The sequence below is a fragment of the Streptomyces sp. NPDC001604 genome (assembly GCF_042893475.1).
GTDB lineage: Bacteria > Actinomycetota > Actinomycetes > Streptomycetales > Streptomycetaceae > Streptomyces.
Map to the genome: position 1 here is coordinate 107513 of NZ_JBIAUY010000014.1, position 25700 is coordinate 133212.

A 25700-nucleotide genomic window follows, 5' to 3' on the forward strand; every position below is an offset into this window, starting at 1 on the left:
CCGCCCACGCATTCGGGTTTTCTGCCCGACCCCCGCCCGCCCGCTTCACACACCCCGCGACTTATGGCTTTTCCGTGTGGAAGCGGCTCGTAGATCTTTCGCGGGACGCGCCTGACGTGCACAGTCGGGATCCGCCATCGAGGCGAGTGCCACGCGCTTGGAGGACCGCTGATGGGAGCCCACGAAAACCCGCAGCCGCAGGACGCCGATCCCGCTGCGGACGGCATCGGGCGCAGACGCTTCCTGGGATACGTCCTGGCCGCCTCGACGCTGACCGTCGCCGCCGAGCTCGGCGAGGCCGTCCTCACGCCCAGCCGGGCCGCAGCGGTAGTCCCCTCCGCGCCCGGACCGGCCGAGATCTACGACCTCAACGACATGCTCACCCATGCCACCCTGCCCACCGCGAACCTGATCACCATCCGGGTCGACTCCGACGGCACCGCCTCCTTCGCCCTGCCCCGGGCCGAGGTCGGACAGGGCATCACCACCTCCAGCGCGATGCTCGTCGCCGAGGAACTGGACCTGCCGCTGGACAAGGTCCGCATCACCCTCGCCGACGCCCGCCCCGAGTTGCTGTTCAACCAGCTCACCGGCGGATCCAACACCACCATCTCCACCTTCACCCCGATCCGGGTCGCGGCCGCCGTCGCCCGCGGCCGGCTCCTCCAGGCCGCAGCCCTCGAACTGGGCGAGGCCGCCGACACCCTCACCGCGAAGCTCGGCGTCATCACCTCCTCCGTGACCGGCAAGAGCCTCACCTACGGCGAACTCGCCGCGAAGGCAGCCGCAGTGACGACCAGTCAGGTGTCGGTCATGCTGAAGAAGCCGTCCGAGTTCAAGGTCATCGGGACCCCGCAGCGACGCATCGACGCGCTGGAGGCGGTCACCGGCCGCAAGAAGTTCGCGATGGACGTGCACGTGCCGGGCGCGCTGCCGGCCATGGTGTGCCGGCCGCCCACGATCAACGGCACGGTCCGTACGGTGGAGAACCTCGACGAGGTGCGGACCATGCCCGGCATCACCGACGTCGTACGGATCTCCACCGGCGTAGCCGTCCGCGGCCGCACCTTCGGGCAGTGCATCGACGCCGTGCGCGCCCTCGAGGTCACCTGGGGCCCCGGCACCGTGGACGACGCCACCGACGACACCATCCGCGACGAACTGCGCAAGGCCGAACTCCCGCTGCCCGCGGTCGACCTGCTCACCAAGTCGGTCGACGCCCGCTTCACCTTCCACTTCGCCAGCAACAGCGCCCTGGAGACCAACTGCGCCGTCGCCGACGTACGCGAGGACTCGGCCGAGATCTGGGCCGGCCTGAAGTCCCCGATCACCGCCCAGGAAGAGATCGCGCTCACCCTCGGACTACCCGCGAGCGCCGTCAAGGTGCATGTCACCCAGGGCGGCGGCTCCTTCGGACGCAAGCTCTTCCACGACGGAGCCGCCGAGGCCGCCGAGATCTCCAAGGCAACGGGCAAGCCGGTCCGGCTGATGTGGCACCGCACCGACGACTTCCGCCAGGGCCGCACCCACCCCATGTCCACCTCACGGGTGCGCGCCACCTATGCGCTGGGCCAGGTCCTCACCTACGACCAGCGCCACACCTCCGTGGCCACCGACTTCGGCCACGGCGTCGGCGAGATCATCACCTCCGAAGCGGCCCGGCTGCCTGTCGGCGACCTCACCTTCTCCGAGACGATCTTCACGCTCACCCAGCAGACCCCGTACAACTTCGGCGTCGTCACCCAGCTCCTCAGCGAGATCGACAAGGGCTTCCACACCGGCTCCATGCGCAACATCTACTCGCCCAACGTGCGGTGCGCACAGGAGCTGGTCGTGGACGAGCTGGCCAAGCGGATGGGCAAGGACCCCTATGAGTTCCGCCGTGCCTTCCTGAAGGACGAGCGGGCCCGGGCCGTCCTCGACAAGGCCGCCGAGGTGGGCGGTTGGGGACGCAGCATGCCGGCCGGCACGGCCCAGGGCATCGCCCTGCACCCCGAGTACCACTCCTGCGTCGCCGTCCTCGCCGAGATCGACTGCCGTCCGCAGACCACCGGCCGCAAGGTCCCCGACGCGTACACCGGACCGCGGGTCACCAAGGTGGTCTGCGCGGTCGACGCCGGGCTGGCCGTCAACCCGCGCGGCCTGGAGGCTCAGATGATGGGCGGCATCATGGACGGCATCGCGATCACGCTCAGTTCCGGACTGCACCTGGCGGGCGGGCATTTCCTGGAAGGCAGTTGGGACAACTACTTCTACACCCGCCAGTGGAACACCCCGCCGGAGCTGCAGATCGTCGTCATGCCGCCGACCACCGGCAGGCCCGGCGGCGCGGGCGAGCTGGCCGTCGCGGGCGCGATGGCGGCCGTGGCCTGCGCGTACGGGCGCGCGACCGGCACCATGCCGACCACGTTCCCGATCAACCACGCAGGCCCCCTCGGCTTCGAACCGCTGCCCACCACCCCGCCGATCCCGGCGTCCCCCACCGACGGCCTGAGCCGCGCCTACTAGGAGCCCAGGAGGTTCTTCGTGCCCGAACACACCTTCATCCTCAACGGCAGACCGGTGACCGTGGACATCGAGGACGACGTACGGCTGCTGTGGGTCCTTCGGGACGTCCTGGGCGTCACCGGACCGAAGTACGGATGCGGGCTCGGCGTGTGCCAGGCCTGTACGAGCCACATCAACGGCAAGGCGTTCAACCCCTGCAGCGTCCCGGTCAAGGACCTCGCCCCCACTGACGAGGTGACGACCATCGAAGGCCTGCCCGCCACCGTCGGCCGGGACCTCCACCCGATGCAGGAGGCCTGGCTGGAGTACGACGTCGCACAGTGCGGCTACTGCCAGCCCGGCCAGATCATGACCGCGGTCGCCAAGGTCCGCCAGGCCCGCGAGGAGGGCCGCGACATCACCGAGGCCGACCTCGACGAGATCCGCAACGTGTGCCGGTGCGGGACGTACCACCGGATCAGGGAGGCGATCGTGGCGGGTGCGAAGAAGTACTGACCCCCTACTGCTGCCGGTTGTCGCGTACGGCCTGGAGCAGGTGGTCGCGGACCAGGGCTACGTGCGGGTTGGCGGAGGCGCCGGGGCGTTGGACCAGGAAGGCGGTGTTGATGGGTGGGTCGTCCGGGTCGTGCAGCAGCACCAGGGCGCCCGAGGCCAGTTCGGCGGTGCACAGGTAGCGGGGGAGGACCGTGAAGCCCGTACCGCCGGCCACCGCCGCCTTGACCGCGTTCAGGTCGGGCATGGTGACCGCCGGCTGACTGACGAGTCGTCTGCCGAAGACATGACGCCAGTAGCGGCGCACGATCGGCAGATCCTCGGCGTAGGCGACCAGCGGCACACCGTGGAGGGCGGCGGGCCCGGCGCCGGCGATTCCGGCCGGCCCGCCGATGCGCTCGGCCCAGACGGGGGCGGCTACCAGCACGAAGTCCTCGTCCCCGAGGGGCACGGCGGCCAGGGCCCGGCCGCGTGGCCGGAAGGTCGCGATCACCAGGTCGTGGCGGCCCGCCCGCAGATCGTCCAGGAGCGGCTCGGTCAGTCCGGGAGTGATGCGCAGCCGCACGCCCCGGTCCACCAGCGGCGCCAGCCCGGGCAGCACGGAACGGGTCAGGAACTCGTGCGGTCCCGCCAGGTGCACCGGCTCCGGCGGCTGGTCGTCGGCCGGTCCGCCCCGGCCGGTGATCGTGGCGAGGGCATCCAGCGGCTGCACGATACGGGCGGCGAGCTCGTCCGCGTACGGAGCGGGGGAGACCCCGCGGGCCTGGCGCTGGAACAGCTCCCGGTCCAGTTGCCGCTCCAGCGCGCGCACCTGCGTCGTGACCGTGGGCTGCGACAGCCCGAGCAGACGTGCCGCGGCCGTGAACGAGCCGGTGCGATAGACGGCGAGGAAGGTGCGCAGCAGATTCAGGTCCAGGGCGGCCGAGCCGCCGACCTGCGCCCTCTCCTGCCGGTCATTGGTTTCCCTATTCCTCATATCGATGAGCCTATTGGATTCCTATGGCAGACAGGACTTACGGTCGGATCACGACCACGCTGACGACCCCTCGGAGACAGAGCATGTCGAAGATTCTTTTCGTGATGACCGGCGTCGACTACTGGACGCTGGCCGACGGCACCCGCCACCCCACCGGCTTCTGGGCCGAGGAGGCCGTCGCCCCCTACGAGGCGTTCAAGGCCGCCGGTCACGAGATCGTCGTGGCCACTCCGGGCGGTGTCGTACCGACCGTGGACAAGGGCAGCCTCGCCGCCCAGTACAACGGCGGGCAGGAGAACGCCGACCGCGTCGCCGGCGTGCTCGCCGCCGCCACCGAGCTGCAGCATCCCATCAGCCTGCAGGACGTGAACCTCGACGAGTACGCCGCCGTCTACTACCCCGGTGGCCACGGCCCGATGGAGGACCTCGCCATCGACGCCGACTCCGGCAAGCTGCTCACCCTCGCCCTGGAGTCCGGCAAGCCGCTCGGTGTCGTCTGCCACGGCCCGGCCGCGCTGCTCGCCGCCGAGCAGGACGGCGTCAACGCCTTCGCCGGGTACCGGGTGGCCGCCTTCACCAACGACGAGGAGACCCAGTCCGGCTTCGCCGACAAGGCCAAGTGGCTGCTGCAGGACCGGCTGACCGAGGCAGGCGTGCTGGTCCAGGTCGGTGAGCCCTGGGCGCCGCACATCGTGGTCGACCGCAACCTCGTCACCGGCCAGAACCCGGCCTCCTCCGCCCCGCTCGCCGCGGAGCTGCTCAAGACGCTGGGCTGAACATGACGTCGGTGGCAGGGCGGGGAGACATGACCCACGGGACTTCGGGTAGCGGCCCCGGCGGACCACTGGCGGGCACAGTGCCGTGTCCCGCTGTTCGACCCGGTGATTGGATCAACCGTGACCGACTACTCTTCCGACGGCTCCGCCCCCGCCGTACATCAGGCCCTGCGAGCCGTGGTCGGAGGCGATGCGGACGAGGCCGAGCTGAACACCCTGGCCGGCAGTGAGGTACTCGTGCCGGCCGGTTCCGCTGCTTCCCAGGAGCAGGATCCCTCGGCGGTGACCTTGCCCGTCTACGCGCAGGAGGACGGCACCGAACTGGTGCCTGTGTTCACCACCGAGAACCGCCTGCAGTCGGCGCTTCCGCAGGTCACCCAGCATCGCCGGATCGCGCTCGGCACGCTCGCCCGCCGCTGGCCGTCCGAGACCCTGGCGCTCGTCATCGACGTCGGTACACCCGAGGAAGTGGCTCTGACGGCCGCGGGGGTCAGGCAACTGCTCGACCGCGGCGCCGCCTGACATGACACCCCGGCAGTCCCTTACGTCATCCTGAGCCTGGGCGTTCCCGCAGCCACGGGAACGCCCACGCTCACCTCACCGCGACGTCAGCTTCCACAGGTGGTCGGCCGTGCCGTTGTCGTCCCACTGCAGGACCTGCGCCCCGGACGACGTACTCATGTTGTTCACGCCCAGCAGCAGCCCGCTGTTGTAGTTGGCGATCTTGTAGTAGCCGTCGCCGGACGGGATGAGCTGCCAGAGGTGGTCGGCGGTCCCGTTGTCACCCCAGATCAGGGCCTTGCCGCCGTCCGCGGTGCTCATGGAGTCGATGCCCAGCAGCAGCCCGCTCGCCTTGTTGACGATCTTGTAGAGGCCGGAGCCGGCGGCCGTCAGCGTCCACGACTGGCTGCTGCCCGTGCTCGACGTCGCCTGGACGACCGAAGTGCCCTGCGCGGTTCCCGCCCCCGAGGTGTCGAGGGCGAGAGCGCTGTTCTTGTTGGTGATCTGGTACGTGCCGGCCAGCGAGGTCGAGGTGCCGCTCGGGGTGATCACCAGGTGGTAGCCGTCGCTCGCATTCGTCGTCACGGGCACGGTGATCTGGCCGTTGCTCACGGTGTAGTCGGCGTCGGAGATGGTGACCGGTCCGGACACCGCGGTCGTTCGGCCCTTGGAGGGCGTGTACTCCAGCTTGGCGTGCACCGTGCCACCGAACGCCGACAGCGAGCCGAGCCCCTTGACCGTGACCGCGCTTGAGCCTGCCCCGCCGCCGAAGATGACGCTCACCTGGTTCCCGGCGCTGTTGAGCGAGGCCGCGCCGTCGATGCCCGTCTGCGCCGGGGGAGTGGTGACCAGCATGTTCCCGGACATGTCGCCGTACCACTTGTAGAGCCAGTACGCGCCGTTCGGCGAGGCGCCGGTGTCGGTCAGGGTGTCGCCGAGGGTGCCGTAGTGGTTCCAGAAGGCCATCTCGGCGTCATGCACACCCGCCCGCTCGAACTTGGCCGCGTAGCTGACCAGCGGTCCGGGGACGCCGACCTCGCTCGTGGTGCCGTACTCCTCGATGGAGATCGGTCGCGGGCTGATGCCGAGGCTGCTCTCCAGGGCCCGGTACGCGGAGACGTGCGCGGCGATGTTCTGCGAGCCCTGCAGTTCGTGCCAGGCGATGATGTCGGGGACGGTGCCGCTGGCCTTGGCGTCGGTGAGGAACGTGCTCATCCAGGACTGGTTCCACACCGAGTAGCTCGGCCCCTGGATCGGCGTCTTGGTGTCCTTGGCCCGGACTTCCTTGTACGTGCGCGCCCAACCGGCGTCGAACGCACCGGCGTTGGTGGTGTCCCACGTCCAGTCCGGCTCGTTCCACAGCTCGTACGCGCTGATGTTGGTGGCGCCGGAGGACTTCACGGCCGCGACCTGCTTGTCCACCGCGGACAGCCAGTCGCTCCAACTCACCCACTTGTACGGGAAGTTCGGATACCAGTCCGGCATGCGTACGACGACCTTGGCGCCGGCTCGCGCCGCCTTGGACGCCACCACGAGCGCGTCGCCCGCCGGCTTGGGCTCGCCGTTGGGCAGCTGGGAGCCGCCCGGCGCCATCTGGACGAAGGTGTTCGGCTTGAGCGCGGTGACCAGGCTGTCGGACGGGGTGCTCGCGTCGGCGAGGCCGTACAGGCTGCCGGTCGCCACATGGGTGACGGGCCGCAGGGTCTGGTCGGCGTTGACGACCAGGGTGGTGGAGGCGGTGGGGGCCGCCTGCGCGGGCGTGGCGATGGCGAGGGCGGCGCCGGCGAGGGTGATCGCGCCGAGGGCGGCGGTCAGGCGTGTGGGGACGGGGGGTCTTGTGCGGCTCATGACGGTCTTCTCCTCACGGAGGGGGACGGGGACAAAACAGGCAGGGCTGTTTCGATCCGCGGCGCAGCCGCAGATCGGCAAGACCAGCGGAGCGCCGTCTCAGTCCTTCACGGCGCCGGCGGTCACACCTGCGGCCACATAGCGCTGTGCGAGAACCAGCAGTACGGCCGCGGGAACGGACGCGACGACGGCGGTGGCCATGATCGCGTTCCACTCCTGGTTGTTGTTGCCGATGTACTTGTAGATGCCGAGGGTGATCGGCCTCAGATCGCCGCCGCCGTCGAGGGTGTTGGCGAAGACGAAGTCGGACCAGGCCCACAGGAAGCTGAACAGCGAGACCGTGACCAGGGCGTTGCGGCTCACCGGCAGCACCACGGACCAGAAGGTGCGGAAGGTGCCCGCGCCGTCGATGCGGGAGGCGGCGATCAGCTCGCCGGGGATGCCCGACATGAACGCCGTGAAGATCATGACGCCGAACGGCACGGCGATGGTGGAGTCCGCGATGATCAGGCCCCACCAGGAGTTGAGCAGACCGAGGTCCAGGAAGATGCCGTAGAAACCCATCGCCATGACGATCCCGGGGATCATCTGCGCGATCAGCAGCCCGAGGCCCAGCGCCCCGCCCCCGCGCGGACGGAGTTTCGCCAGCGAGTAGCCGGCCGGGGCGGCGAGCAGCAGGGTGAGCGCGACCGTGCCCAGACCGATCAGCAGGCTCGTGCCGAGGTACGGCAACTGGTCGTCCAGGACGGCCTTGTAGCCCTCGAAGGTGGGGTGCAGGGGCAGCAGGTCGGGTGGGTCCTTGCGCATGTCCTGCTGCGGGGTGAGGGACACGTTCAGCATCCAGTACACCGGGAACAGCATCAGCGCGGTCAGGACGAGCCCGATGACGGTGTAACGGCGGGTACGGGTACGGGACTTCACGCTTCCTGCCTCCTCTGGACGCGGATGTACAGCAGCCCGAAGACGAGCGCGATGAGGATGAGGATGTTGCCGACGGCCGCGCCGGGGCCGAACTTGGGCAGCAGCGTGCCGAAGCCCAGCTGGTAGGACCAGGTCGCCAGGGTGGACGAGGCGTCACCCGGGCCGCCCTTGGTCATGATCCAGATGAGGTCGAACACCTTGAGGGTGTAGACGAGCCCCAGCAGCAGGGTGATCGCGGAGACCGGGCGCAGCAGCGGGAAGGTGATGCGGCGGAACTGCTGCCAGGCACTCGCCCCGTCCAGCGCCGCCGCCTCGTACAGGTCGGCGGGGATGTTCTGCAGGCCGCTGTAGAGGATGACCAGGTTGAAGGGGATGCCGATCCAGATGTTCGCGACGATCACCGACGTGAGTGCCCAGTCCGGCGAGGTGAGCCAGCCGACCGGGCTCACGCCGAAGAAATGCAGGAAGTAGTTCACCACTCCCGACTCGCTGTTGAACATCCACGACCACGTCGACGCCGACACGATCAGCGGCAGCAGCCACGGGATCAGGAACAGTGCGCGCAGGGTGGGCGCGAGCCGGAAGTGCCGGTTGAAGAAGACGGCGAGGGCGAGCCCGATGACGTACTGGAAGGCGATCGACACGAAGGTGAAGATCATCGTGTGGCGTATCGCCGGGCCGAACGTCGGGTCGTCCAGGACCTTCTGGAAGTTGTCCCAGCCGGAGAACGGCGCGTCCCCCGCCACGAACGACCGGACGGTGTAGTCGCGCAGGCTCAGGTCGAGGTTGCGATAGAGCGGATAGGCGTAGAAGGCGGCGAGGTAGGCGAGGAGGGGGGTGACGAAGGCGAGCGCGGTCAGCCGGCTCCTGCGCCGGTGCCGGCGACGCAGGGACTCGGCGTCGGCGCCGCTCGCCCCCGCCGCGGCGGACGCTGCCCGCCGCGGACGGTCGACCCGGGCGATGGTCATGCCGTTCCTAGCCCTTCTGCGCGCTCGACTGGGCGGTGTCCAGGGCGTCCTGCGGGCTCTTGCTGCCCGACAGCGCCGCCTGGACGGCGGTCCACATCGGCTGCGAGATGGTCGGGTACTTGGTGCCCAGACCGCCGCTGGTACGGCCGCGGGCCGCGGCCACCGCGTCCACCCAGGGCTTCAGCTTCGGGTTCTGCTTCACCTGCTCGGCCTGGACGGCGGCCGTCGGCGCGACGTACTGCAGTGTCGTGTCGGTGGGCAGCAGGTTCGCGTCGCTGGTCAGACACGTGACGATCTTCTTGCTGGCGTCGTAGCGCCCGGTGTCCTTCTGCACGGGCACGGTCACGAACTCGCCGCCGGTCGGCACGGGCGCCGAACCGCCGTTCTGCCCGGGGATGTTGATGATCCCGTAGTCGAAGCCGGCCTTGGCCGCGTTGCCCAGCTGCCAGGTGCCGTTCTCGCCGAACGCGTAGTCGCCGGTGGCGAACTCCTGCCAGCTGGTCGTCTGGGTGTTCTGCAGGACGTCCTTGGGGGCGTACCCCGCGTCCACCCACTGCTTCCACAGGGAGAGAGCCGCAACTCCCTTGGCGGAGTTGAGCTTGGTCAGGTCGCCGCCCGCGCCCCAGAACCACGGCAGGAACTGGAAGCTGCCCTCCTCCGTGTTGATCGCGGAGAACGTGATGCCCTTCTTCCCGGCCGACTTGACCTTCTTCAGGGCGGCCGTGAGGGAGTTCCAGTCCTTGACGGAGGCCGCGTCGACACCGGCGGCGGAAAGGACCTTCTTGTTGTAGTAGAGCGCGAGGGTGTTGGCGCCGATCGGCACCCCGTAGGAGGCGTTGTCGATGGTGCCCGCGCCGATGATGTTCTTCTGGATCGACTTCGTGTCCAGGCCGAGGTCGCTGGTCTTGTTGAGGATCCCGGCCTCCACCAGCGTGGAGACGACCGGGTTGTCCACCAGCATCACATCGGGCGCGTTGCCCTGCTGGGCGGCCAGCAGCGCCTTGTTGCCGAGGTCGGTGGTGTCGTACGCGGTGCGCTTGAGCTTCACTCCGGCCTGCGTCCCGCAGCCGGTCACCAGCTTGCCCCAGGCCGAGGAGGCGTCGAACTGCGGGTAGGGGTCCCAGAAGGTGTACGTCCCTCCGGACCCGCCCGACGAGGAGTTCGATGACGAGCCGGAGCCGCCTCCGCAGGCGGTCAGGGAGGCGAGTGTGCCGACGGCGGCGAGCGCGGCGAGGAGAGTGCGGCGGGTGGATATCACGGGTGACCTCGTTGTCGTAGAGCGAAGTTGAGGGTGCGTCAGGAGGTGGGAAGCCAGACGCGCATGGCGCCGTCCTGCCGGTTGGCCCAGGCGTAGTAGGGGATCGCCGTGAGCTCGACGGACTCGCCGTCCGTGGGGGCTTCATCGGGGTGGGCGGGCCGGTACGGCCACCAGCCCGCGTCGGGGATGTCGCGCCGCCGCCCGGCCGCCACGACCGTGGTGACCCCGCCGAGCAGGTCCGGGCGGTGCTTGACGGCGAGCGGGCGGCTCGGGTCGAGGACGATGTCGTCGAGGCCGCCGCCCGGGTGGTCGACCTGTTCCAGGCAGTACACGAGCGGCCCGCGTTCGATCGCCGCGCAGCCGCGCACGGCGTCCACGCGCGGGTCGCCCGCAGTCAGCCGCGGTTCCAGGCCGAGTTCGAGGACGATCTGGTCGCCAGGCGCCCAGGTGCGTTCGATGCGCAGCCAGCCCTCGGTGACCGGAGCGTCGGTCTGGTCGTACGTGACCTCGCCGCAGCGCACCCGGAACTCGCGGCACCACTGCGGGACGCGCAGCGACAGCGTCCAGGGCCGGTCGCCCGGGGTGCCCTCGACGGTGAGCGCGATCGTGCCGTGCCAGGGGTAGTCGGTCTCGGCGCGCACGGCGATCGGCCCGGCGCTGTAGCGGCCGGTGACGTACTGGTGGATCTGCAGGCCGTCGCCGTCTCCGGTGGCGAGGTAGTGCTCGAGGCCGGCCAGCAGCCGCATCACGTTCGGCGGGCAGCAGGCGCAGCGGAACCAGCGGGTGCGGCGGGCCGACTGGTCGCCGCCGGGGTCGGTGTGGCCGTCGCGGACCTGCAGCGGGTTGACGTACAGCCAGCGCTCGCCGTCCAGCGAGACCCCGGCGAGGAAGCCGTTGTACAGGGTGCGCTCGATGAGGTCGGAGTAGCGGGCCTCGCCGGTGAGCAGGGCCATGCGCCAGCTCCACTGCACGGAGGCGATGGCGGCGCAGGTCTCGCAGTAGGCGCGCTCGTTGGGCAGCTCGTACGGGTCGCCGAAGTCCTCCTCGTCGTGGTGGGCGCCGAGGCCGCCGGTGATGTGGGTCTTGGTGGTGGTCATGGCGTGCCACAGCCGCTCGGCGGCGGCGCGGAGTTCGCCGTCCCCGGTCTCGGTGGCGAGGTCGGTGGCGGCGGCCAGCAGGTACAACTGCCGTACGGCGTGGCCCTCGACGTTCGTCGCCTCGCGCAGCGGCACCCGGTCCTGGCAGTAGGCCTCGCCGCCGAGCAGACCGTGGCCGTACCGGTCGACGAAGTAGCCGGCCAGGTCCAGGTAGCGGCGCTCGCCGGTCTCCCGGTACAGCTCCACCAGCGCGGTCTCGACCTCGGGGTGGCCGTCGATGCCGTCGATCTCCTTGCCGCTGCCGGGCGGACCGAAGACCGAGTCGATGTGGTCGGCGAACCTGCGGGCCACATCGAGGAGTTCCCCGCGGCCGGTGGCCCGGTGGTGGGCGACCGCCGCCTGGATGAGATGGCCCGCGCAGTACAGCTCGTGGCCCCAGCGCAGGTCCTGGTAGCGCTCGCCGCCCTTGACCAGCTGGAACCAGGTGTTGAGATAGCCGTCCGGCTGCTGGGCGGCGGCGACCAGGGAGACAATCCGGTCGACGTGCGCCTCCAGGTCGGTGGACGGGCCCTGGGCCAGCTGCCAGGACGCCGCCTCCAGCCACTTGTAGACATCCGTGTCGACGAACGGGTACGCGCCCTGGAACTCGCCCTCGGCCGCGCCCGCCGCCAGCCGCAGATTGTGCAGGTTGCCTGCGGACTCCAGCAGGGCGGGGCCCTGAGGGATGGAGGTGAGTGCGTTGACCTGGCGGCGGGTGTGCCAGAAGCCGTCGGCCACTTCTGCGGCGGCGGGGCGCAGGACGGCACGGGCATCGGGGCCGAGGCGTACCGGGCCGGTGGGGGAGGGCTGGGTGGAGCGGGCGTGGGGCATGGCTCTCCGGAAGGTGAAGGTCGGGCGGCGGGACAACAGCTGAGCAAAGCGGTGAGCAACCGTTTTCCTCGCCGAGCAGTAGAGTGGAGCGAGGGAATCGCGGTCAAGGGCTCTGCACGAGTTTTCCTTTGTTGCTCAAGGGCTGGTACTCCGTTCGGCCGCCTGACACCATGGGGCGCGCCCCACCTGACGATGAACGACCACTGATCGACGAAGATCGAGCACTGAGAAAAGGATTGCCCGTGACCGAAGCCGCTCCGCGATCCACCTCCACCGGCCGGGCCAAGCTCGCCGACGTCGCCGCCCTCGCCGGCGTCAGCGTCGGCACGGCATCCAAGGCGCTGAGCGGCAGCGGCCGCATGCGCCCGGAGACCCGGCAGCGGGTGCTGGACGCCGTGGAGACGCTCGGCTTCCGCCCCAACCAGCATGCGCAGAGCCTGCACACGGGGCGCAGCTGGACGGTCGGGCTGATGACGACGGACGGCATCGGCCGCTTCAGCACGCCCGTGCTGCTGGGCGCCGAGGACGCGCTCGGAGCAGGAAAGATCTCGGTCCTGCTGTGCGACACCCGGGGCGACACCATCCGCGAGCAGCACCACCTGCGCAACCTCATGGACCGCCGGGTCGACGGCATCATCGTCACCGGCCGGCGCACGGACCCGCGCCCACCCCTGAGGGGCCTGGACGGCATCCCGGTCGTCTACGCGCTCTCCCCGTCCACCGATCCCTCCGACACCTCGGTGGTCTCGGACGACCGGGGCGGAGCCCATCTGGCAGTCGAGCATCTGCTGGCGACCGGCCGCACCCGCATCGCCCACGTCACCGGCCCCGAACACCACGCGGCCGCCCGCGACCGCGCCCGCCACGCCGTCGACCTGCTGGAGCGCTCCTCGCTCCGACTCGCCACCGGCCGCGTCCACTTCGGGGAGTGGAGCGAGGCCTGGGGGCGCCGGGCCGCCGACGCCGTGCTGCGCACCGCCCCGGACACGGACGCCGTCTTCTGCGGCAACGACCTGATCGCACGAGGCGTCGCCGACGCACTGCGCGAGCGCGGCGTGGACGTACCCGGCCAGATCGCCGTCGTCGGCTACGACAACTGGGACACCATGGCCCTGGCCTGCCGCCCGCCGCTGACCACGATCGACATGGACCTCACCGAGATCGGCCGCATCGCCGCCCTGAAACTGCTGGAGGCCATCGACTCCGAGGCGGTTCCGGGATTGCACACGGTGCCGTGCCGGCTGGTGGTGCGCGAGTCCACCTGACCTCCCCTGCCGCGGCGTTGACGGATACCGCCGGGCTCCCGACGATGATCGGCATGCGTTTCCTACGGCGACTGCGCGGCGACCTCTCCGCAGGAGAGAACCTGGAGCTCTACGTCACGGCGCTGCTGTCCCTGACCCTCGCCGTACTGGGCGTGTTCGACGTGGCAGGCGGCAAGGTCCTCGCCGCCGCCACCCTGGCGACGCTCGCCCTGCTGGCAGGGAGCCTGCTGGGCAGCAGGCGCCAGATCGCCGACCTGGCCGCGGAGGTCCGGGCCGGCCGCTCCGGGGACGTCTCCGCGGCTGACTTCTTCAGCAGGGACAAGCCCGAGGCCGTCGAACAGGTCCGCGCCGCACGGGACATCCGCATCGTCGGCACCACCCTCGCCCGTACCCTGCGAAACCTCGTCGACGAACTGGAGCACCGCGCCACAGCCGGCGCAGTCATCAAGATCGCACTCATCGACCCCACGTCCACGGCACCCGCCGAGGCCGCCCGGCGCAGCACCATCGCCGACCGGCCCGAGGTCTACGAGAACCGGTTGCACCCCTCGATCGACCTGCTCAAGGAGCTCATGGAGAGGCCGGGAGCGGACGGCAGGGTCGAGGTCAGGTTCCTGCCCTTCGTGCCCGCCCACGGACTGATGCTCCTGGATCCCGGACGGTCCAACGGCATCATCTACGTCGACGTGTATTCCCACAGCTCCGCCAGCGGCGACGCCGTGTTCACGGTGCAGCCGGGGCGCGACGGCCACTGGTACGAGCACTTCCAGGCTGAATTCGAACGGGTGTGGGAATCGGGGCGTCCGGCCGGTGCGGCGGACGGCTTTACCCCTGCCCGGTGACGGGTGGGCGAGCTGTTCACCGGACGTTCAGGCAGGCGACAATTTGTTCGGTCCCCAGTGAGTAGGTTCCCTTTCATGGCGACTGCACAAGCAATTGACAACAATCCCGGCGAGCTGAAAGACGTCCCGGGCTGGTTTCCTCCGTTGGACCAGGTCCTGTTCACCTGGTTCCTCGAGCGTCAGGAGACGCGTGGGTTCCGGGGCGACCTGCTGGAACTCGGCGCCTACATGGGCAAGAGCGCGATCCTGCTCGGCCAACACCGCCAGGACGGCGAGGAGTTCACCGTCTGCGACCTCTTCGGCGGTGACGCCCCGGACGGAGCCAACCAGGCCGAGACGGCGAAGTCGTACTCCTCGCTCACCCGACAGGCCTTCGAGCGCAACTACCTCTCCTTCCACGACACCCTGCCCAGGGTGATCGAGGCCCCCACGTCCGTGATCTCGAAGGAAGTGGCCCCCGGCAGCTGCCGCTTCGTCCACATCGACGCCTCGCACCTGTACGAGCACGTCCACGACGACATCGGCGCGGCCCGCGACCTCCTGGTGCCCGACGGGATCGTCGTCCTCGACGACTTCCGCTCCGAGCACACCCCCGGCGTCTCGGTCGCCACCTGGGAGGCCGTGCTCAACCGCGGACTGCGCCCCATCTGTCTCAGCACCCAGAAGCTGTACGGCACCTGGGGTGATCCGCAGCCGGTGCAGGAGGAGCTGCTGGCGATGCTCAGGGACCGCACGGACGTCGGCCTGAGCATCCAGGAGGCCGCGGGGCACTGTCTGGTCCGCACCCGCGCCCAGAAGGGTATGCAGCCGCCGCCCTTCCCGCGCTCCCGGTACTACACGGCGCCCGAGCAGCCCGCATCCCCGGCGCCGGCCCCTGCCACCGCTCCCGCCGCCCCTGCGGCCTCCGCGCGCCGTCGTCCCCGCTCCCGCGTCCGCCGCATCGGCGTGGACCTGCTGCCCCCGATCGTCACCCGGGCGATACGCAGGGCTCTCGCACCCGGCGCTCAGGCGGCCCCGCGGCGTCCGTTCGCGCAGTAGTCCCCCTCGACCTCCGTCGGAGCCCTGGCCGAGGAGACGCTCCGCTAGACCTTCCCGGCCAGGTTCTGCGTGCCGATCACGGAGATGAGATCCAGCTTCTCGGCGGCCTCGGTGCCCGGTTCGGCCGAGTAGACGAGGATGTGCAGGTCGTTCTCCTCCACCCGCAGCAGGTCGCAGTCCAGCGTGAGCACACCCACCTGCGGATGCTCGACGGTCTTGCGCGAGGCCGTCAGCCGGCCGACGACGCCCGCGTCCCAGAGCTCGGCGAACCGCTCGCTCTTCGCACGCAACTCCGTGATGAGGCGCCGTAGTTGACGGTCGGCCGGATAGCGGGCGGCGGTCGTCCGCAGCTCCGCGACCATGCCGACCTGGAAGTCACTCCACTCCTTCGGGGTGTGCCGCACCCGGCTCGGAAACCCGAGGAAGTTGCGCCACACGCCGTTGCGTTCGAACCCGCGCAGGCCGGACGGGTCGCCCATCAGCGCCGCGTACATCGGGTTGGCCAGCAGCAGCGTCATGGCCGCGTCGGAGACCGCGACGGGCGTGTCCACCAGCCGGTCGAGGAGCCGCTGGACGCTGGGCGTGATGAATCCGGGCACCACGTCGGGACCCGGCGGCACCAACTCCGCCAGACGGTACAGATACGCGCGCTCGTCCCCTGACAGCCGCAGCGCCCGGGCCAGCGCCTCGACGACCTGCCCGGAGGGGTTGGCCGCCCGCCCCTGCTCGAGACGCGTGATGTAGTCGACCGAGATCCCGGCCAGCAGGGCGAGCTCCTCGCGCCGCAGACCGGCCGCCCGCCGATGGCCGCCGGAGGGCAGCCCCGCCGCCTCGGGGGCGACCCGGTCGCGCCAGCGCCGTAGCGTCCGTCCGAGTTCCGTCGCCGTCATGCCCCCAGTGAACACCGCGGTCCGCGCATGTGCCTGGTACTCCGAGTCCCAGGAAGCAGGGTCTCCTGGCTGATGGGGGTGGCGCGCCGCAGTCTGGACGCATGACGACAACACTGATCACCGGAGCCAACAAGGGCATCGGCCACGAGACCGCCCGCCAGCTCATCGCCGCAGGTCACACCGTGTACGTGGGGGCCCGCGACGCCGAGCGCGGACGCCGGGCCGCCGAACAGCTGGGCGCCCGCTTCGTCCTGCTCGACGTCACCGACGACGCCACGGTCGAGGCCGCGGCCAAGACCGTCGAGGCCGACGGCGGACTCGACGTACTGATCAACAACGCCGGCATCGAGACCCGCGGCGAGGGGAACAGCGTGCCCACCGCCGAGACCGTGACCGCCGACCAGATGCGCAACACCTTCGAGACGAACGTCTTCGGTGTCGTCCGCGTCACCCACGCCTTCCTGCCCCTGCTGCAGCGCTCGGCCGCGCCGGTCGTGGTCAACGTCAGCAGCGGCCTCGCCTCACTGACCCACCTCTCCGACCCGGACCACCCCGCGCACTTCTACCCGGGCGTCGCCTACCCGTCGTCCAAGGCCGCGGTCAACATGCTCACCGTGCAGTTCGCGAAGGCGTTCCCGAACATGCGGATCAACGCCGTCGAGCCCGGCTTCACCAAGACGGACCTCAACGGCAACACCGGCACCCAGACCGTCGAGCAGGCCGCCCGAATCATCGTGCACATGGCACAGACCGGCCCCGACGGCCCGACCGGCGGCTTCTTCGACATCAACGGCCCGCTGCCGTGGTGATGACGTCTCCACGCCGCGTATGCGCAACCAAGTGGTTGCGCATACGTCAGGGATGTGCAACCGTTTGGTAGCGCATTCGGATGAGACGAGGTTGCCGTGATTCCCGACTCCATCGAACGGACCATCGTGATCAACGCTTCCGTGGAACGGGTCTGGTCGGTGTTGACCGAACCGGCCTTCCTGGGGGAGTGGTTCGGCAACGGGGAACCCGTGAAGATCGACCTGCGGCCGGGCGGGCTGCTGCTGTTCGACCACGGTGTCCACGGTGCCATCCCTGCCCGTGTCGAGACGGTCGAGCCGCCGCACACCTTCTCCTGGCGCTGGTCGCAAGGAGCCGCAGGCGAAGAACCGACGGACTCCAACGCCACGCTCGTCAAGTTCACCCTCGTCGCGGATGAGGCATCGGCGGGTACCCGGCTCACGATGACCGAGACCGGCTTCGCGCGCCTCGGACTGCCGGCCGACGAGGCGGCCGACCGCCACCGCGCGAACAGCCTGAACTGGCCCGGCAAGCTCGACCGCCTGTGCACCCAGTGCGAGCACATCCGGGCATGACCGGCACGCACGACGGCGACCGGGCCCCCGAGGACGTCCTGCTGGCGCTGGCCGACCCCATGCGCCGGCAGATCCTCAGCGCCCTCGTCCGTGAAGGCGGCGCGACGTCCACTTCGCTCGCCGCGACCCTCCCCGTCACCCGCCAGGCGGTGGCCAAGCATCTGGCCGTCCTCGACCGCGCGGGCCTGGTCCGCGGCCACCGCACCGGACGGGAAGTCCGCTACGAACCGCACCTGCAACCGCTCGAACGCACGACCCGCTGGCTGAACGCCCTCGCCGCACAGTGGGACCGCCGCCTCGACGCGATCAAGGACCTCGCGGAGCGGGAAGAACCGTCTTGAACGGGCGTACGCCAACGCGCCACCGTGCAGGAGCCGGCCGCCGCGGTGCTCGCCGTCCACACGCCGCCGTACCGGACGGACTCGGCAGGGAGGCCGTACTGCGCCTGGCGGGGGCCGTGGAGCAGGGCTCGGAGCATCCGCTGGGACGCGCGATCGCCGCGCACGCCCGGCGGGAACTGAATCAACGGCTGTCCGAGGTGGGGGAGTTCGGTGCAGTGCCGGGACGGGGCGTCCAGGGCCGGGTCGAGGGACGATGGGTCGAAGTGCTCGCTCCGCAGGACGAGTTGCCCGCAGGGCTGGCGGTGGATGAAGCCGCCGCTCACACACCGGTGCTGGTGCACGTGGACGGTCGTGCCGAGGCGCTCATCGAGGTCGGGGACGTCGTACGACCGGGCAGCTACCGGGCCGTGGACCGGCTACGGCGCCTGGGCGTGCGCCCGGTACTTGCCACCGGTGACCGGGAGGCCCCCGCCCAGGCCGTCGCGAAGGCCCTGGGCATCGAAGAGGTGCACGCCCGCTGCACCCCCGAGGACAAGGCCCGCCTCGTACGGGATCTGCAGGAGCAGGGCTGCCGGGTCGCGGTCGTCGGCGACGGCGTGAACGACGCCGCCGCTGTTCGAGAGACGCCGCCCCACAATTCCCGCGTGCCGCCGGGAGTGCGGAGATAGCCTCGGCGCTGTCAGGGTCCGAGGGGGAGGGGTAGGGCTATGCAAGGGCAGGACTGGATCGAACGTGCGGGGGAGCTGTTCGAAGCGGCGATGTTCGGCGGAGACACGTCCGCGCTGGACCGGTCGGATGAGCTGCTGGACTCGGTCGAGGCGCCGCTTGCCATGGCACGGGGCAAGGTGCTTCACGTCCGCTTCCTGAACGAGCGCGAAGAGAACCCCCAGGAGCTGGTGCTGTTCGAGCGCGCGGCCGAGTTGTACGAGCGTCTGGGGGATGCGTCGGGTGAGGCGGCAGCGTTGTTCTGGATCGGCTGCTGGCACCAGGTGGTCAAGGGCGACGGCGTCGCCGGCAGGCCGTACTTCGAGCGGTCGTACGCGCTGGCGAAATCCGTCGACGACCGGATGACCATGTCCTATGCGGTTCGGCATCTCGGCTTCACCGACAAGGATGCAGGCCGCTTCGATCAGGCCCGCGAGCGGTTGACCGAATCGGTGACACTGCGCCGTGAGATCGGCTTCCGGCCCGGGGAAGCAGCCGGCCTGGTGGCACTGGCCTACTTCGCAGCCGAAACCGGCGACCCGGCGGCGGCGACCCTTCGCCTTGACGAGGCGCAGTCGGTCGCCGAGAGCTGCGGTGCCAAGGCCGTGTTGGGGTGGATCGAGCAAGCCCGCACGCACATCCGTTCCTAGGCTCTGACTGGGAAGCGCTGGTCACAGCAGACTGCCCACGTCGGGCGTAAGGCTCACCCGTACCTCGTCTTCAACGGCGACTGACGCCTGGCGACAAAACGGGCTTAGGTGAATATTCGGTGCTTGCCGCTCGTACTCATGGGTGCGATGAGCGATCGGAGGTGCCGGCTCATGACCGTCGACCACCGGCAGATCCAGGACTTCTCCCTCGGGCATGCAAGCAGCACGCTGCGGGTGACCCGGCGCGGACTGGAGATCGCGCTGGGAGCGCTCTGGCTGGTGGACGGGGTGCTGCAGTTCCAGCCGTCCATGTTCACCCGGGGCTTCTTCGTGGACACACTGGGCATGGCGAACATGGGGCTGCCCGGGCCCGTGGCGACGGTGGAGTACGACCTGACGAGCATGCTGGCCGCACACCCCGCGCTGTGGAACGCGCTGTTCGCCTCGCTGCAGGTCGCGCTCGGCGTGGGCCTGCTGTGGCGGCGCACCGCCCGTCCGGCCCTGGCCCTGTCTATCCTGTGGGCGCTGGGGGTGTGGACCGTCGGCGAGGGCTTCGGCGGCCTGTTCATGGGCGGTACCGACCTGCTGACCGGTGCCCCGGGTGCGGCACTGCTCTATGCGCTGGTCGCCCTGATGCTGTGGCCGCGAACCGACCGAACAGGGCCGAGCATCGCGGACGGCGGGGTGCTGGGCGGTGTGGCGGCGCGCTGGGTGTGGCTGCTGCTGTGGATCGGCACGGCGGCACTTGAGCTGGAACCCGCCGCCCATGTGCCCGCTGCCCAGCTGTCCAACACCGGCGAGGAAGAGCCGGCCGTGATTGCCGCCGTCAACCATGCGGTCGGCGGGCTGGTCGCTGGATGGGCGGCGGGGTTCGTCGTCGTCCTCGGGCTGCTCCAGGTCGCCGTCGGCGTGGGTCTCCTGGCCGTTCGCACGCGACGCCCGGCGCTGTCGGCCGGCATAGCGCTGGCCGTCACCACCGGTCTGCTCGGCCAGGACCTCGGCGGACTGCTCACCGGCCACGCCACCGACCCGGGCACCGGCCCTCCACTGGTGCTGTTCGCCCTGACGCTGTGGCCTCGCGCGATCATGGACGTCGGGCCGGAGTCCCGCCGAGTTCCCGCCGATCTCCATGGTCTGGATCACACGGTGTGAATTGAGTGGAGGCGCCTGTGCGTTTCCGTACCCCTGCATGACGAGTGACGCCCGGATGCAAGGATGAGGCGCCATGACAGCAGGGTGGTGTTCTCGCACGGTACGGGCCGCGGTGTTCGCGGCCGTCTGCGTGCTGCTCGCCGCCCTGGGCCACACCCTGATGTCCGGCAGCGACGTGCCCGCCTGGGCGCTCGCCGCCGGAACGGGCGCGACCGGGTCCGTCGGCTGGTGCCTGGCGGGGCGGGAGCGTGGGCTGCCGTTGATCGTGACGGTCGTGGTCGCCGTCCAGACGGTGCTGCACGAGGCGTTCTCGCTCGCCCAGTCGGTGACCGGGGCGTCCGGCCCGTCGGTCTCCATGGACATGAGCGGCATGGGCTCGATGCACATGGATCCCATGGACATGGCCCACATGGATCACATGGATCACATGGGTCACGCAGCGGCCGACACTTCGCCGTCGGCGGGCATGCTCCTCGCCCACCTTCTGGCCGCGCTGCTGTGCGGGCTGTGGCTGGCGTACGGCGAGAAGGCCGCCTTCCGTATCCTCCGGGCCGTCGCGGGATGGCTGGCCGCACCGCTACGGCTGCTGCTCGCCCTGCCGGCCACCCCGGAGCGCCCGCGTCGACACCTGAGGCGCCGCCGCTCGGACCGCGAGCCCCGTCTCCTCCTTCTCGTCGACGCGATCACCTCTCGGGGCCCTCCCATGGGGACTGCTGTCGCCTGACGACAGCCGGCTTCCCGAGGCTGCCCGTGCGCGCCTCGGGCCACGGCCGTACAGCCGCACCGGCGCCGTAGCGCCCTCGTGCCGTAGGCCGTACCCCCACTCACCGGACCGCTCGCGCCCTCGTGCGCCCCGGTCCGGATCACGGTCGACCTGAGAAGGACACCAGGTGATTACCTCTGCCTTGCCGACCACGCGCGCCCCACAGGACGGAACGGCGGCGCTCGACGAGTCGATCACGGCCTGGGCCCTCGCCGCCCGGGGCGGCGATGCGGACGCCGTCGAGCACTTCGTGCGCGCCCTGCAGCGCGATGTCCAGCGCTACGTCGCCCACTTGTGCGCCGATCCGCAGGCGGTGGACGACCTCGCGCAGGACACGTTCCTGCGCGCACTCGGCAGCCTGCACCGCTTCGAGGGCCGCTCCTCGGCGCGTGCGTGGCTGTTGTCCATCGCCCGCAGGGCCGTCATCGACAGCTACCGCCACGCCGCAGCCCGGCCCCGCCTCTCCGACGCAGCGGACTGGCAACTGGCCGTCGAACTGTCCCAGCCGCGCGACCTGCCCGGCTTCGACGACGGCATCGCCCTGCTGGACCTGCTGGCCGCGCTGCCCGACGAGCGCCGGGAGGCGTTCATCCTCACCCAGTTGGTCGGTCTCCCGTACGCGGTGGCCGCCGAGGTCAGCGACTGCCCGATCGGCACGGTCCGCTCCCGCGTGGCCCGCGCCCGGGCCAGTCTCATGGACCTGCTGGAGGCCGCGGAGGGGCCCGCCGTGCCGACGGCGGTCTGACGCGTCGTAGCAGGGTGCCGGGGCGATCGCCCCGGCACCCTCGGCGCCGAGCCCCTCCTCCGCCGCCCGCTCCGGGACACCCGCCCGTCAGTCGACAACTGCCGGGAACTCTCGGCCACACGCCGACGGCTCGTCCGGATCACCTACTCGGCTCGGCCCCTCGCGAATGACGACGGCGCCCGACCCACCGCCGGCGCCGTGGAGCGCCGAACCGGTGCCGGGCCGGCGGTGGCGAAGCCGCGGACCCTCCGCGCCGGCCTCCAGGTGTCCTCAAGCTCAGGAGTCCTTCTCCGTCGCGGACATCTGTGGGCGTGGACAGGCAGCTGCCGGTATCACTGACCGCTGCGTCGCAGCCGCACGCGATACGAGTAGTGCTCGGGCAGGAAGTGGCTGATGGCCAGTTCGACGAGCTGTCCGGCGACCGTCTGGTAGACACGGTCGATGCGCAGCAGGGCGCGGCCCGGTTCACAGCCCAGGTGCCCGGCGATCTCCGACGAGGCCTCCGCGACGGTGATGCTCTGCTCGGCCTCGGCGATCGCTTCGGGCAGCCGCTGGTCGAGCAGGCCGATGACGGTGAAGGCGTTCGGTGTGCCGGGTAGCGTCAACTCGTCGACGGACTGCAGCAGTTGGCCGATCGCGGGCGGCAGCCAGACCGACGTGTGGCAGAACGCGATGTCGTCGTGCAGCCGTAGAAAAGCCAGCTTGTGGACCCGGTCCGTGTTCAGGCCCAGTCGTCCGGCCGCGTCGACGTCGACCCGTCGGTGCAGGGGCGTGACGACGTCCATCCGGGTGTCGATGGACAGGCCCATCAGGTCCTCCACCGAGCCGAACTGGCGCAGGTACTGCTCCTCACGGGGAGTGGCGAACGTGCCGCGCCCCGGCACCCGGTAGACCAGTCCCTCGGCCACGAGGTCCTGGAACGCCCGGCGCACGGTCTGCCGGCTCACCCCGTAGGTCTCGGCCAGCTCCGCCTCGGTGGGCAGGCGGACGCCGTCCGGGTAGTCGTGCCGCAGGACCGCCGCCCGCAACTCTCTCCCGAGCCGCGAGTACGTGCTCTCCCGCTGCGGTTGCTCAGCCATCGAGACCGCCCCTCGCCACCAACTGCGCCGCGATCACGTTCCGTTGGATCTCGTTCGTACCCTCGCCGACGATCATCAGGGGTGCGTCGCGGAAGTACCGCTCCACGTCGAACTCGGTGGAGTAGCCGTAACCTCCGTGGATCCGTACGGCGTTGAGCGCGATCTCCATGGCCGTCTCCGACGCGAACAGCTTGGCCATGCCCGCCTCCATGTCGACCCGGCGCCCGGCGTCGGCCTCCCGGGCCGCGTACAGCGTCAGTTGGCGGGCGGCCGTGAGCTTGGTCGCCATGTCGGCGAGGTAGTTGCCGATGGACTGGTGACGCCAGATCGGCTTGCCGAACGACTCCCGTTCCTGGGCGTAGCGCAGCGAGTCCTCCAGGGCCGCCCGCCCCACGCCGAGGGCACGGGCGGCGACCTGCAGCCGTCCGGTCTCCAGCCCCTTCATCATCTGGGCGAAGCCGTGGCCCTCCTCGCCGCCCAGCAGGGCGTCGGCCGGTACGCGGTAGTCCTCGAAGGACAACTCGCAGCTCTCGACGCCCTTGTAGCCGAGTTTGGGCAGATCGCGGGAGACGACGAGACCCGGGCTGTGCTCGGCGAGCAGGACCGAGATGCCCGTACGGCGGGGACTGGCGGCCGGGTCGGTCTTGCACAGCAGCGCGATCAGGCCGGCGCGGCGGGAGTTGGTGATCCAGGTCTTCGCCCCGTTGACGACGTACTCCCCGCCCTCGCGTCGGGCGACGGTCGTCATCGCCTGGAGGTCCGAGCCGCCGCCCGGCTCGGTGAGCGCCATCGTGGCGCGCACCGCCCCGGTCGCCAGCCTCGGCAGATACCGCTGCTTCTGCTCCTGCGTGCCGTACAGCACCAGGAGTCTGGAGACGACGGTGTGCCCGCCCATCGCCCCGGCCAGGCTCATCCAGCCGCGCGCGAGTTCCTCGGTGACGAGTACGAAGCACGGTGTGGAGACCGGGTTGCCGCCGTACTCCTCCGGGACGGCCAGGCCGTAGATGCCGAGTTCCTTCATCCGCTCGATGAGGTGCTCGGGATAGGTGTCGGCGTGCTCCAGCTGCTGGACGACGGGCTTGACGTCCTTGTCGACGAACTCCCGCACGGTCCGGACGACAAGGCGTTCGTCGTCGGTGAGGATGTCCAGGACGCTCATGGGGCGCAACTCCGCATCGTCGGGGGTCAGATGACGGCGTCGGCGCGCAGCGCCCGGATGTCGTCGGGGGAGAGGCCGAGGCCGGTGAGGATCGTGTCCGTGTGCTCGCCCACGGCCGGTACGGGATCCATGCGCGCGGGGATGCCCGCGAGGTCGGCCGGTGGGAGCAGTGCCTGCACGGTCGCGCCGGGCACGGCCACCTCGCGCCAGCGCTCGCGGGCGGCCAGCACCGGATGGTCCAGGAACTCGGCGACGTCGTTGACCCCGGCGCAGGCGATGCCGATGTCCTCGAGGTCCTTGAGGATCTCCTCGGCGTCGGAGCGGGCGCAGCGCTCGGCGACGATCGCGTTGATCTCGTCGCGGTGTGCGACGCGGTCGGAGCCGGTCGTGAAGCGCGGATCCTTCGTCAACGCCGGCCGGCCGAGGAAGTCGGCGCACAGGACGGCCCACTCGCGCTCGTTCTGGATGGAGAACAGCACCTGCTTGCCGTCGGCCGTCGTGAAGGCGCCGTACGGTGCGATGGTGGCGTGCTGGGTGCCGAGCCGGGCGGGCTGACTGCCGCCGTAGCGCGTGTAGTTCGCGGGCTGGCCCATCCACTCCGCGAGCGCCTCGAACAGGGACACCTCCACCGGGTGCGTCCGGCCGGTGGTGGCCCGGGTGTACAGGGCGGTGAGGACGCCTGTGTACGCGTACATCCCGGCGGCGATGTCGGCCACGGAGATCCCGACACGCGCGGTCTCGTCCGCGGTTCCGGTGAGTGAGACCAGGCCGGTCTGGCACTGCACCAGCAGGTCGTACGACTTGCGGTCGGCCCACGGACCGCTCGTGCCGTAGCCGGAGATCGTGCACGGGATCAGCCGCGGGTAGCGGTCCGCGAGCGCATCCACGCCGAGGCCCAGTCTGTCCACGGCGCCCGGCGCGAGATTCTGTACGAACACATCCGCGTCGTCGAGGAGTTGGCGCAGGATCTCCATGCCCCGCGGGTCCTTCAGGTCCAGCGTGAGGGACTCCTTGGAGCGGTTGAGCCAGACGAAATAGCTGGAGTGGCCGTGCACCGTCGTGTCGTAACGGCGCGCGAAGTCGCCCTCGCCCGGCCGCTCCACCTTGATGACCCGGGCGCCGAGATCGGCGAGCTGCCGGGTGGCATAGGGAGCGGCCACGGCCTGCTCCAGGCTGACCACCGTGATGCCAGACAGGGGGAGCTGATCCACCGTCATGCCTCCTGCCCCGCGTAGGGGATGTACGGGAAGTGCTTCCGCGGCAACTCGGCTGCGCCCGCCCACGTCAGCCCGTCCAGCAGCACCGGTACGTCCGGACCGCGTGCACCGGGCGGCAGCGCCGACAAGTCGAGCACGTGCGCCATGGCCGCCCAGCGTGCCGAGTCCGGCAGGGGAGCGGTGAGGCGGGGCGGGGGGTGAGCACGCTCGGCGAGCGCCGGGTCGTCCCGCGTCGCGCGGTACGCGTGGGCCCACTGGGCGCGGGCTATGGTCAA

At 70.4% G+C, this 25700-nt stretch carries 25 protein-coding genes and 1 pseudogene; 15 read left to right on the forward strand and 11 right to left on the reverse strand.

Features of this window, described 5'->3' with window-relative positions; genetic code table 11:
• Positions 1–171 precede the first annotated feature (171 nt).
• Together ACFY1E_RS31835 and ACFY1E_RS31840 are read left to right on the forward strand one after the other, a co-directional pair.
• Positions 172–2508: a molybdopterin cofactor-binding domain-containing protein gene (locus ACFY1E_RS31835; protein WP_389081889.1), complete on the forward strand. Its 2337-nt coding sequence runs from the start codon at positions 172–174 to the stop codon at positions 2506–2508.
• Positions 2509–2526: 18 nt separating this feature from the next.
• The gene (locus tag ACFY1E_RS31840) at positions 2527–3003 is read left to right on the forward strand and encodes a (2Fe-2S)-binding protein (protein WP_389081891.1); all 477 of its coding nucleotides are present in this window, start codon (positions 2527–2529) and stop codon (positions 3001–3003) included.
• A gap of 4 nt (positions 3004–3007) precedes the next feature.
• On the opposite strand, the gene ACFY1E_RS31845 is transcribed toward ACFY1E_RS31840, so the two are convergent.
• Positions 3008–3976: a LysR family transcriptional regulator gene (locus ACFY1E_RS31845; RefSeq protein ID WP_389081893.1), complete on the reverse strand. Its 969-nt coding sequence runs from the start codon at positions 3974–3976 to the stop codon at positions 3008–3010.
• Between the two features lie 83 nt (positions 3977–4059).
• Between ACFY1E_RS31845 and ACFY1E_RS31850 the strand changes: the two genes are divergently transcribed.
• Positions 4060–4752: a type 1 glutamine amidotransferase domain-containing protein gene (locus tag ACFY1E_RS31850; protein ID WP_389081896.1), complete on the forward strand. Its 693-nt coding sequence runs from the start codon at positions 4060–4062 to the stop codon at positions 4750–4752.
• A gap of 120 nt (positions 4753–4872) precedes the next feature.
• A complete protein-coding gene (locus ACFY1E_RS31855) occupies positions 4873–5274 on the forward strand; it encodes an SseB family protein (protein ID WP_389081898.1) in 402 nt (133 codons plus the stop codon).
• A gap of 75 nt (positions 5275–5349) precedes the next feature.
• Here the strand turns inward: ACFY1E_RS31855 and ACFY1E_RS31860 are convergent, their stop codons facing one another.
• The 5 genes from ACFY1E_RS31860 to ACFY1E_RS31880 all read right to left on the reverse strand — a co-directional run bounded on the left by ACFY1E_RS31860 (position 5350) and on the right by ACFY1E_RS31880 (position 12215).
• Positions 5350–7101, reverse strand: a complete 1752-nt coding sequence (locus ACFY1E_RS31860) for an RICIN domain-containing protein (RefSeq protein ID WP_389081901.1) — start codon at positions 7099–7101, stop codon at positions 5350–5352.
• Positions 7102–7200: 99 nt separating this feature from the next.
• Positions 7201–8022 carry a carbohydrate ABC transporter permease gene (locus ACFY1E_RS31865; RefSeq protein WP_389081903.1) on the reverse strand — a complete coding sequence of 274 codons (822 nt, stop codon included), beginning with the start codon at positions 8020–8022 and terminating at the stop codon, positions 7201–7203.
• Positions 8019–8990: a carbohydrate ABC transporter permease gene (locus tag ACFY1E_RS31870; RefSeq protein WP_389081906.1), complete on the reverse strand. Its 972-nt coding sequence runs from the start codon at positions 8988–8990 to the stop codon at positions 8019–8021. The genes ACFY1E_RS31865 and ACFY1E_RS31870 overlap by 4 nt, the downstream gene beginning before the upstream one ends.
• A 7-nt stretch (positions 8991–8997) precedes the next feature.
• Complete coding sequence (locus tag ACFY1E_RS31875; protein WP_389081908.1) at positions 8998–10248, reverse strand: extracellular solute-binding protein; 1251 nt, start codon at positions 10246–10248, stop codon at positions 8998–9000.
• Positions 10249–10286: 38 nt separating this feature from the next.
• Positions 10287–12215, reverse strand: a complete 1929-nt coding sequence (locus ACFY1E_RS31880) for a glycoside hydrolase family 127 protein (protein ID WP_389081911.1) — start codon at positions 12213–12215, stop codon at positions 10287–10289.
• 242 nt (positions 12216–12457) lie between these two features.
• Between ACFY1E_RS31880 and ACFY1E_RS31885 the strand changes: the two genes are divergently transcribed.
• From ACFY1E_RS31885 to ACFY1E_RS31895, 3 genes are all read left to right on the forward strand, one after another.
• Entirely contained in the window at positions 12458–13480 is a 1023-nt protein-coding gene (locus tag ACFY1E_RS31885; RefSeq protein ID WP_389081913.1) for a LacI family DNA-binding transcriptional regulator, read from the forward strand.
• 53 nt (positions 13481–13533) lie between these two features.
• Positions 13534–14322 carry a hypothetical protein gene (locus ACFY1E_RS31890; RefSeq protein ID WP_389081915.1) on the forward strand — a complete coding sequence of 263 codons (789 nt, stop codon included), beginning with the start codon at positions 13534–13536 and terminating at the stop codon, positions 14320–14322.
• A 75-nt stretch (positions 14323–14397) separates the two neighbouring features.
• On the forward strand, positions 14398–15360 hold the full coding sequence (locus tag ACFY1E_RS31895; RefSeq protein WP_389081918.1) for a class I SAM-dependent methyltransferase: 963 nt from the start codon (positions 14398–14400) through the stop codon (positions 15358–15360).
• Between the two features lie 44 nt (positions 15361–15404).
• Here the strand turns inward: ACFY1E_RS31895 and ACFY1E_RS31900 are convergent, their stop codons facing one another.
• On the reverse strand, positions 15405–16250 hold the full coding sequence (locus ACFY1E_RS31900; RefSeq protein WP_389081920.1) for a helix-turn-helix transcriptional regulator: 846 nt from the start codon (positions 16248–16250) through the stop codon (positions 15405–15407).
• A 101-nt stretch (positions 16251–16351) separates the two neighbouring features.
• Between ACFY1E_RS31900 and ACFY1E_RS31905 the strand changes: the two genes are divergently transcribed.
• The 8 genes and pseudogenes from ACFY1E_RS31905 to ACFY1E_RS31940 all read left to right on the forward strand — a co-directional run bounded on the left by ACFY1E_RS31905 (position 16352) and on the right by ACFY1E_RS31940 (position 21970).
• A complete protein-coding gene (locus ACFY1E_RS31905; RefSeq protein ID WP_389081923.1) occupies positions 16352–17059 on the forward strand; it encodes an SDR family oxidoreductase in 708 nt (235 codons plus the stop codon).
• A 96-nt stretch (positions 17060–17155) separates the two neighbouring features.
• Positions 17156–17614, forward strand: coding sequence for an SRPBCC domain-containing protein (locus ACFY1E_RS31910; protein WP_389081925.1), 459 nt, complete (start codon positions 17156–17158; stop codon positions 17612–17614).
• Positions 17611–17955: an ArsR/SmtB family transcription factor gene (locus tag ACFY1E_RS31915; RefSeq protein WP_389081927.1), complete on the forward strand. Its 345-nt coding sequence runs from the start codon at positions 17611–17613 to the stop codon at positions 17953–17955. Before ACFY1E_RS31910 ends, ACFY1E_RS31915 begins: the two co-directional genes overlap by 4 nt.
• 65 nt (positions 17956–18020) lie before the next feature.
• Positions 18021–18572: pseudogene (locus ACFY1E_RS31920) on the forward strand (HAD-IC family P-type ATPase); the annotation flags it as partial.
• 90 nt (positions 18573–18662) lie between these two features.
• Positions 18663–19310: a tetratricopeptide repeat protein gene (locus tag ACFY1E_RS31925; protein ID WP_389081930.1), complete on the forward strand. Its 648-nt coding sequence runs from the start codon at positions 18663–18665 to the stop codon at positions 19308–19310.
• 171 nt (positions 19311–19481) lie between these two features.
• Positions 19482–20462 (forward strand): hypothetical protein, encoded by a 981-nt coding sequence (locus ACFY1E_RS31930; RefSeq protein ID WP_389081933.1) that lies wholly within the window; start codon positions 19482–19484, stop codon positions 20460–20462.
• Positions 20463–20535: 73 nt separating this feature from the next.
• Positions 20536–21186, forward strand: coding sequence for a hypothetical protein (locus ACFY1E_RS31935; protein WP_389081935.1), 651 nt, complete (start codon positions 20536–20538; stop codon positions 21184–21186).
• Between the two features lie 166 nt (positions 21187–21352).
• Positions 21353–21970: a sigma-70 family RNA polymerase sigma factor gene (locus ACFY1E_RS31940; protein ID WP_389081938.1), complete on the forward strand. Its 618-nt coding sequence runs from the start codon at positions 21353–21355 to the stop codon at positions 21968–21970.
• Positions 21971–22302: 332 nt separating this feature from the next.
• Here ACFY1E_RS31940 and ACFY1E_RS31945 read toward each other — a convergent pair whose 3' ends face one another.
• The 4 genes from ACFY1E_RS31945 to ACFY1E_RS31960 are packed head-to-tail and all read right to left on the reverse strand — an operon-like array spanning position 22303 to position 25700.
• Positions 22303–23049, reverse strand: coding sequence for a GntR family transcriptional regulator (locus ACFY1E_RS31945; RefSeq protein WP_389081941.1), 747 nt, complete (start codon positions 23047–23049; stop codon positions 22303–22305).
• Positions 23042–24208 carry an acyl-CoA dehydrogenase family protein gene (locus tag ACFY1E_RS31950; protein WP_389081943.1) on the reverse strand — a complete coding sequence of 389 codons (1167 nt, stop codon included), beginning with the start codon at positions 24206–24208 and terminating at the stop codon, positions 23042–23044. Before ACFY1E_RS31950 ends, ACFY1E_RS31945 begins: the two co-directional genes overlap by 8 nt.
• Positions 24209–24234: 26 nt before the next feature.
• Positions 24235–25425 carry a CaiB/BaiF CoA transferase family protein gene (locus ACFY1E_RS31955; protein ID WP_389081946.1) on the reverse strand — a complete coding sequence of 397 codons (1191 nt, stop codon included), beginning with the start codon at positions 25423–25425 and terminating at the stop codon, positions 24235–24237.
• Entirely contained in the window at positions 25422–25700 is a 279-nt protein-coding gene (locus ACFY1E_RS31960) for a hypothetical protein (RefSeq protein WP_389081949.1), read from the reverse strand. The genes ACFY1E_RS31955 and ACFY1E_RS31960 overlap by 4 nt, the downstream gene beginning before the upstream one ends.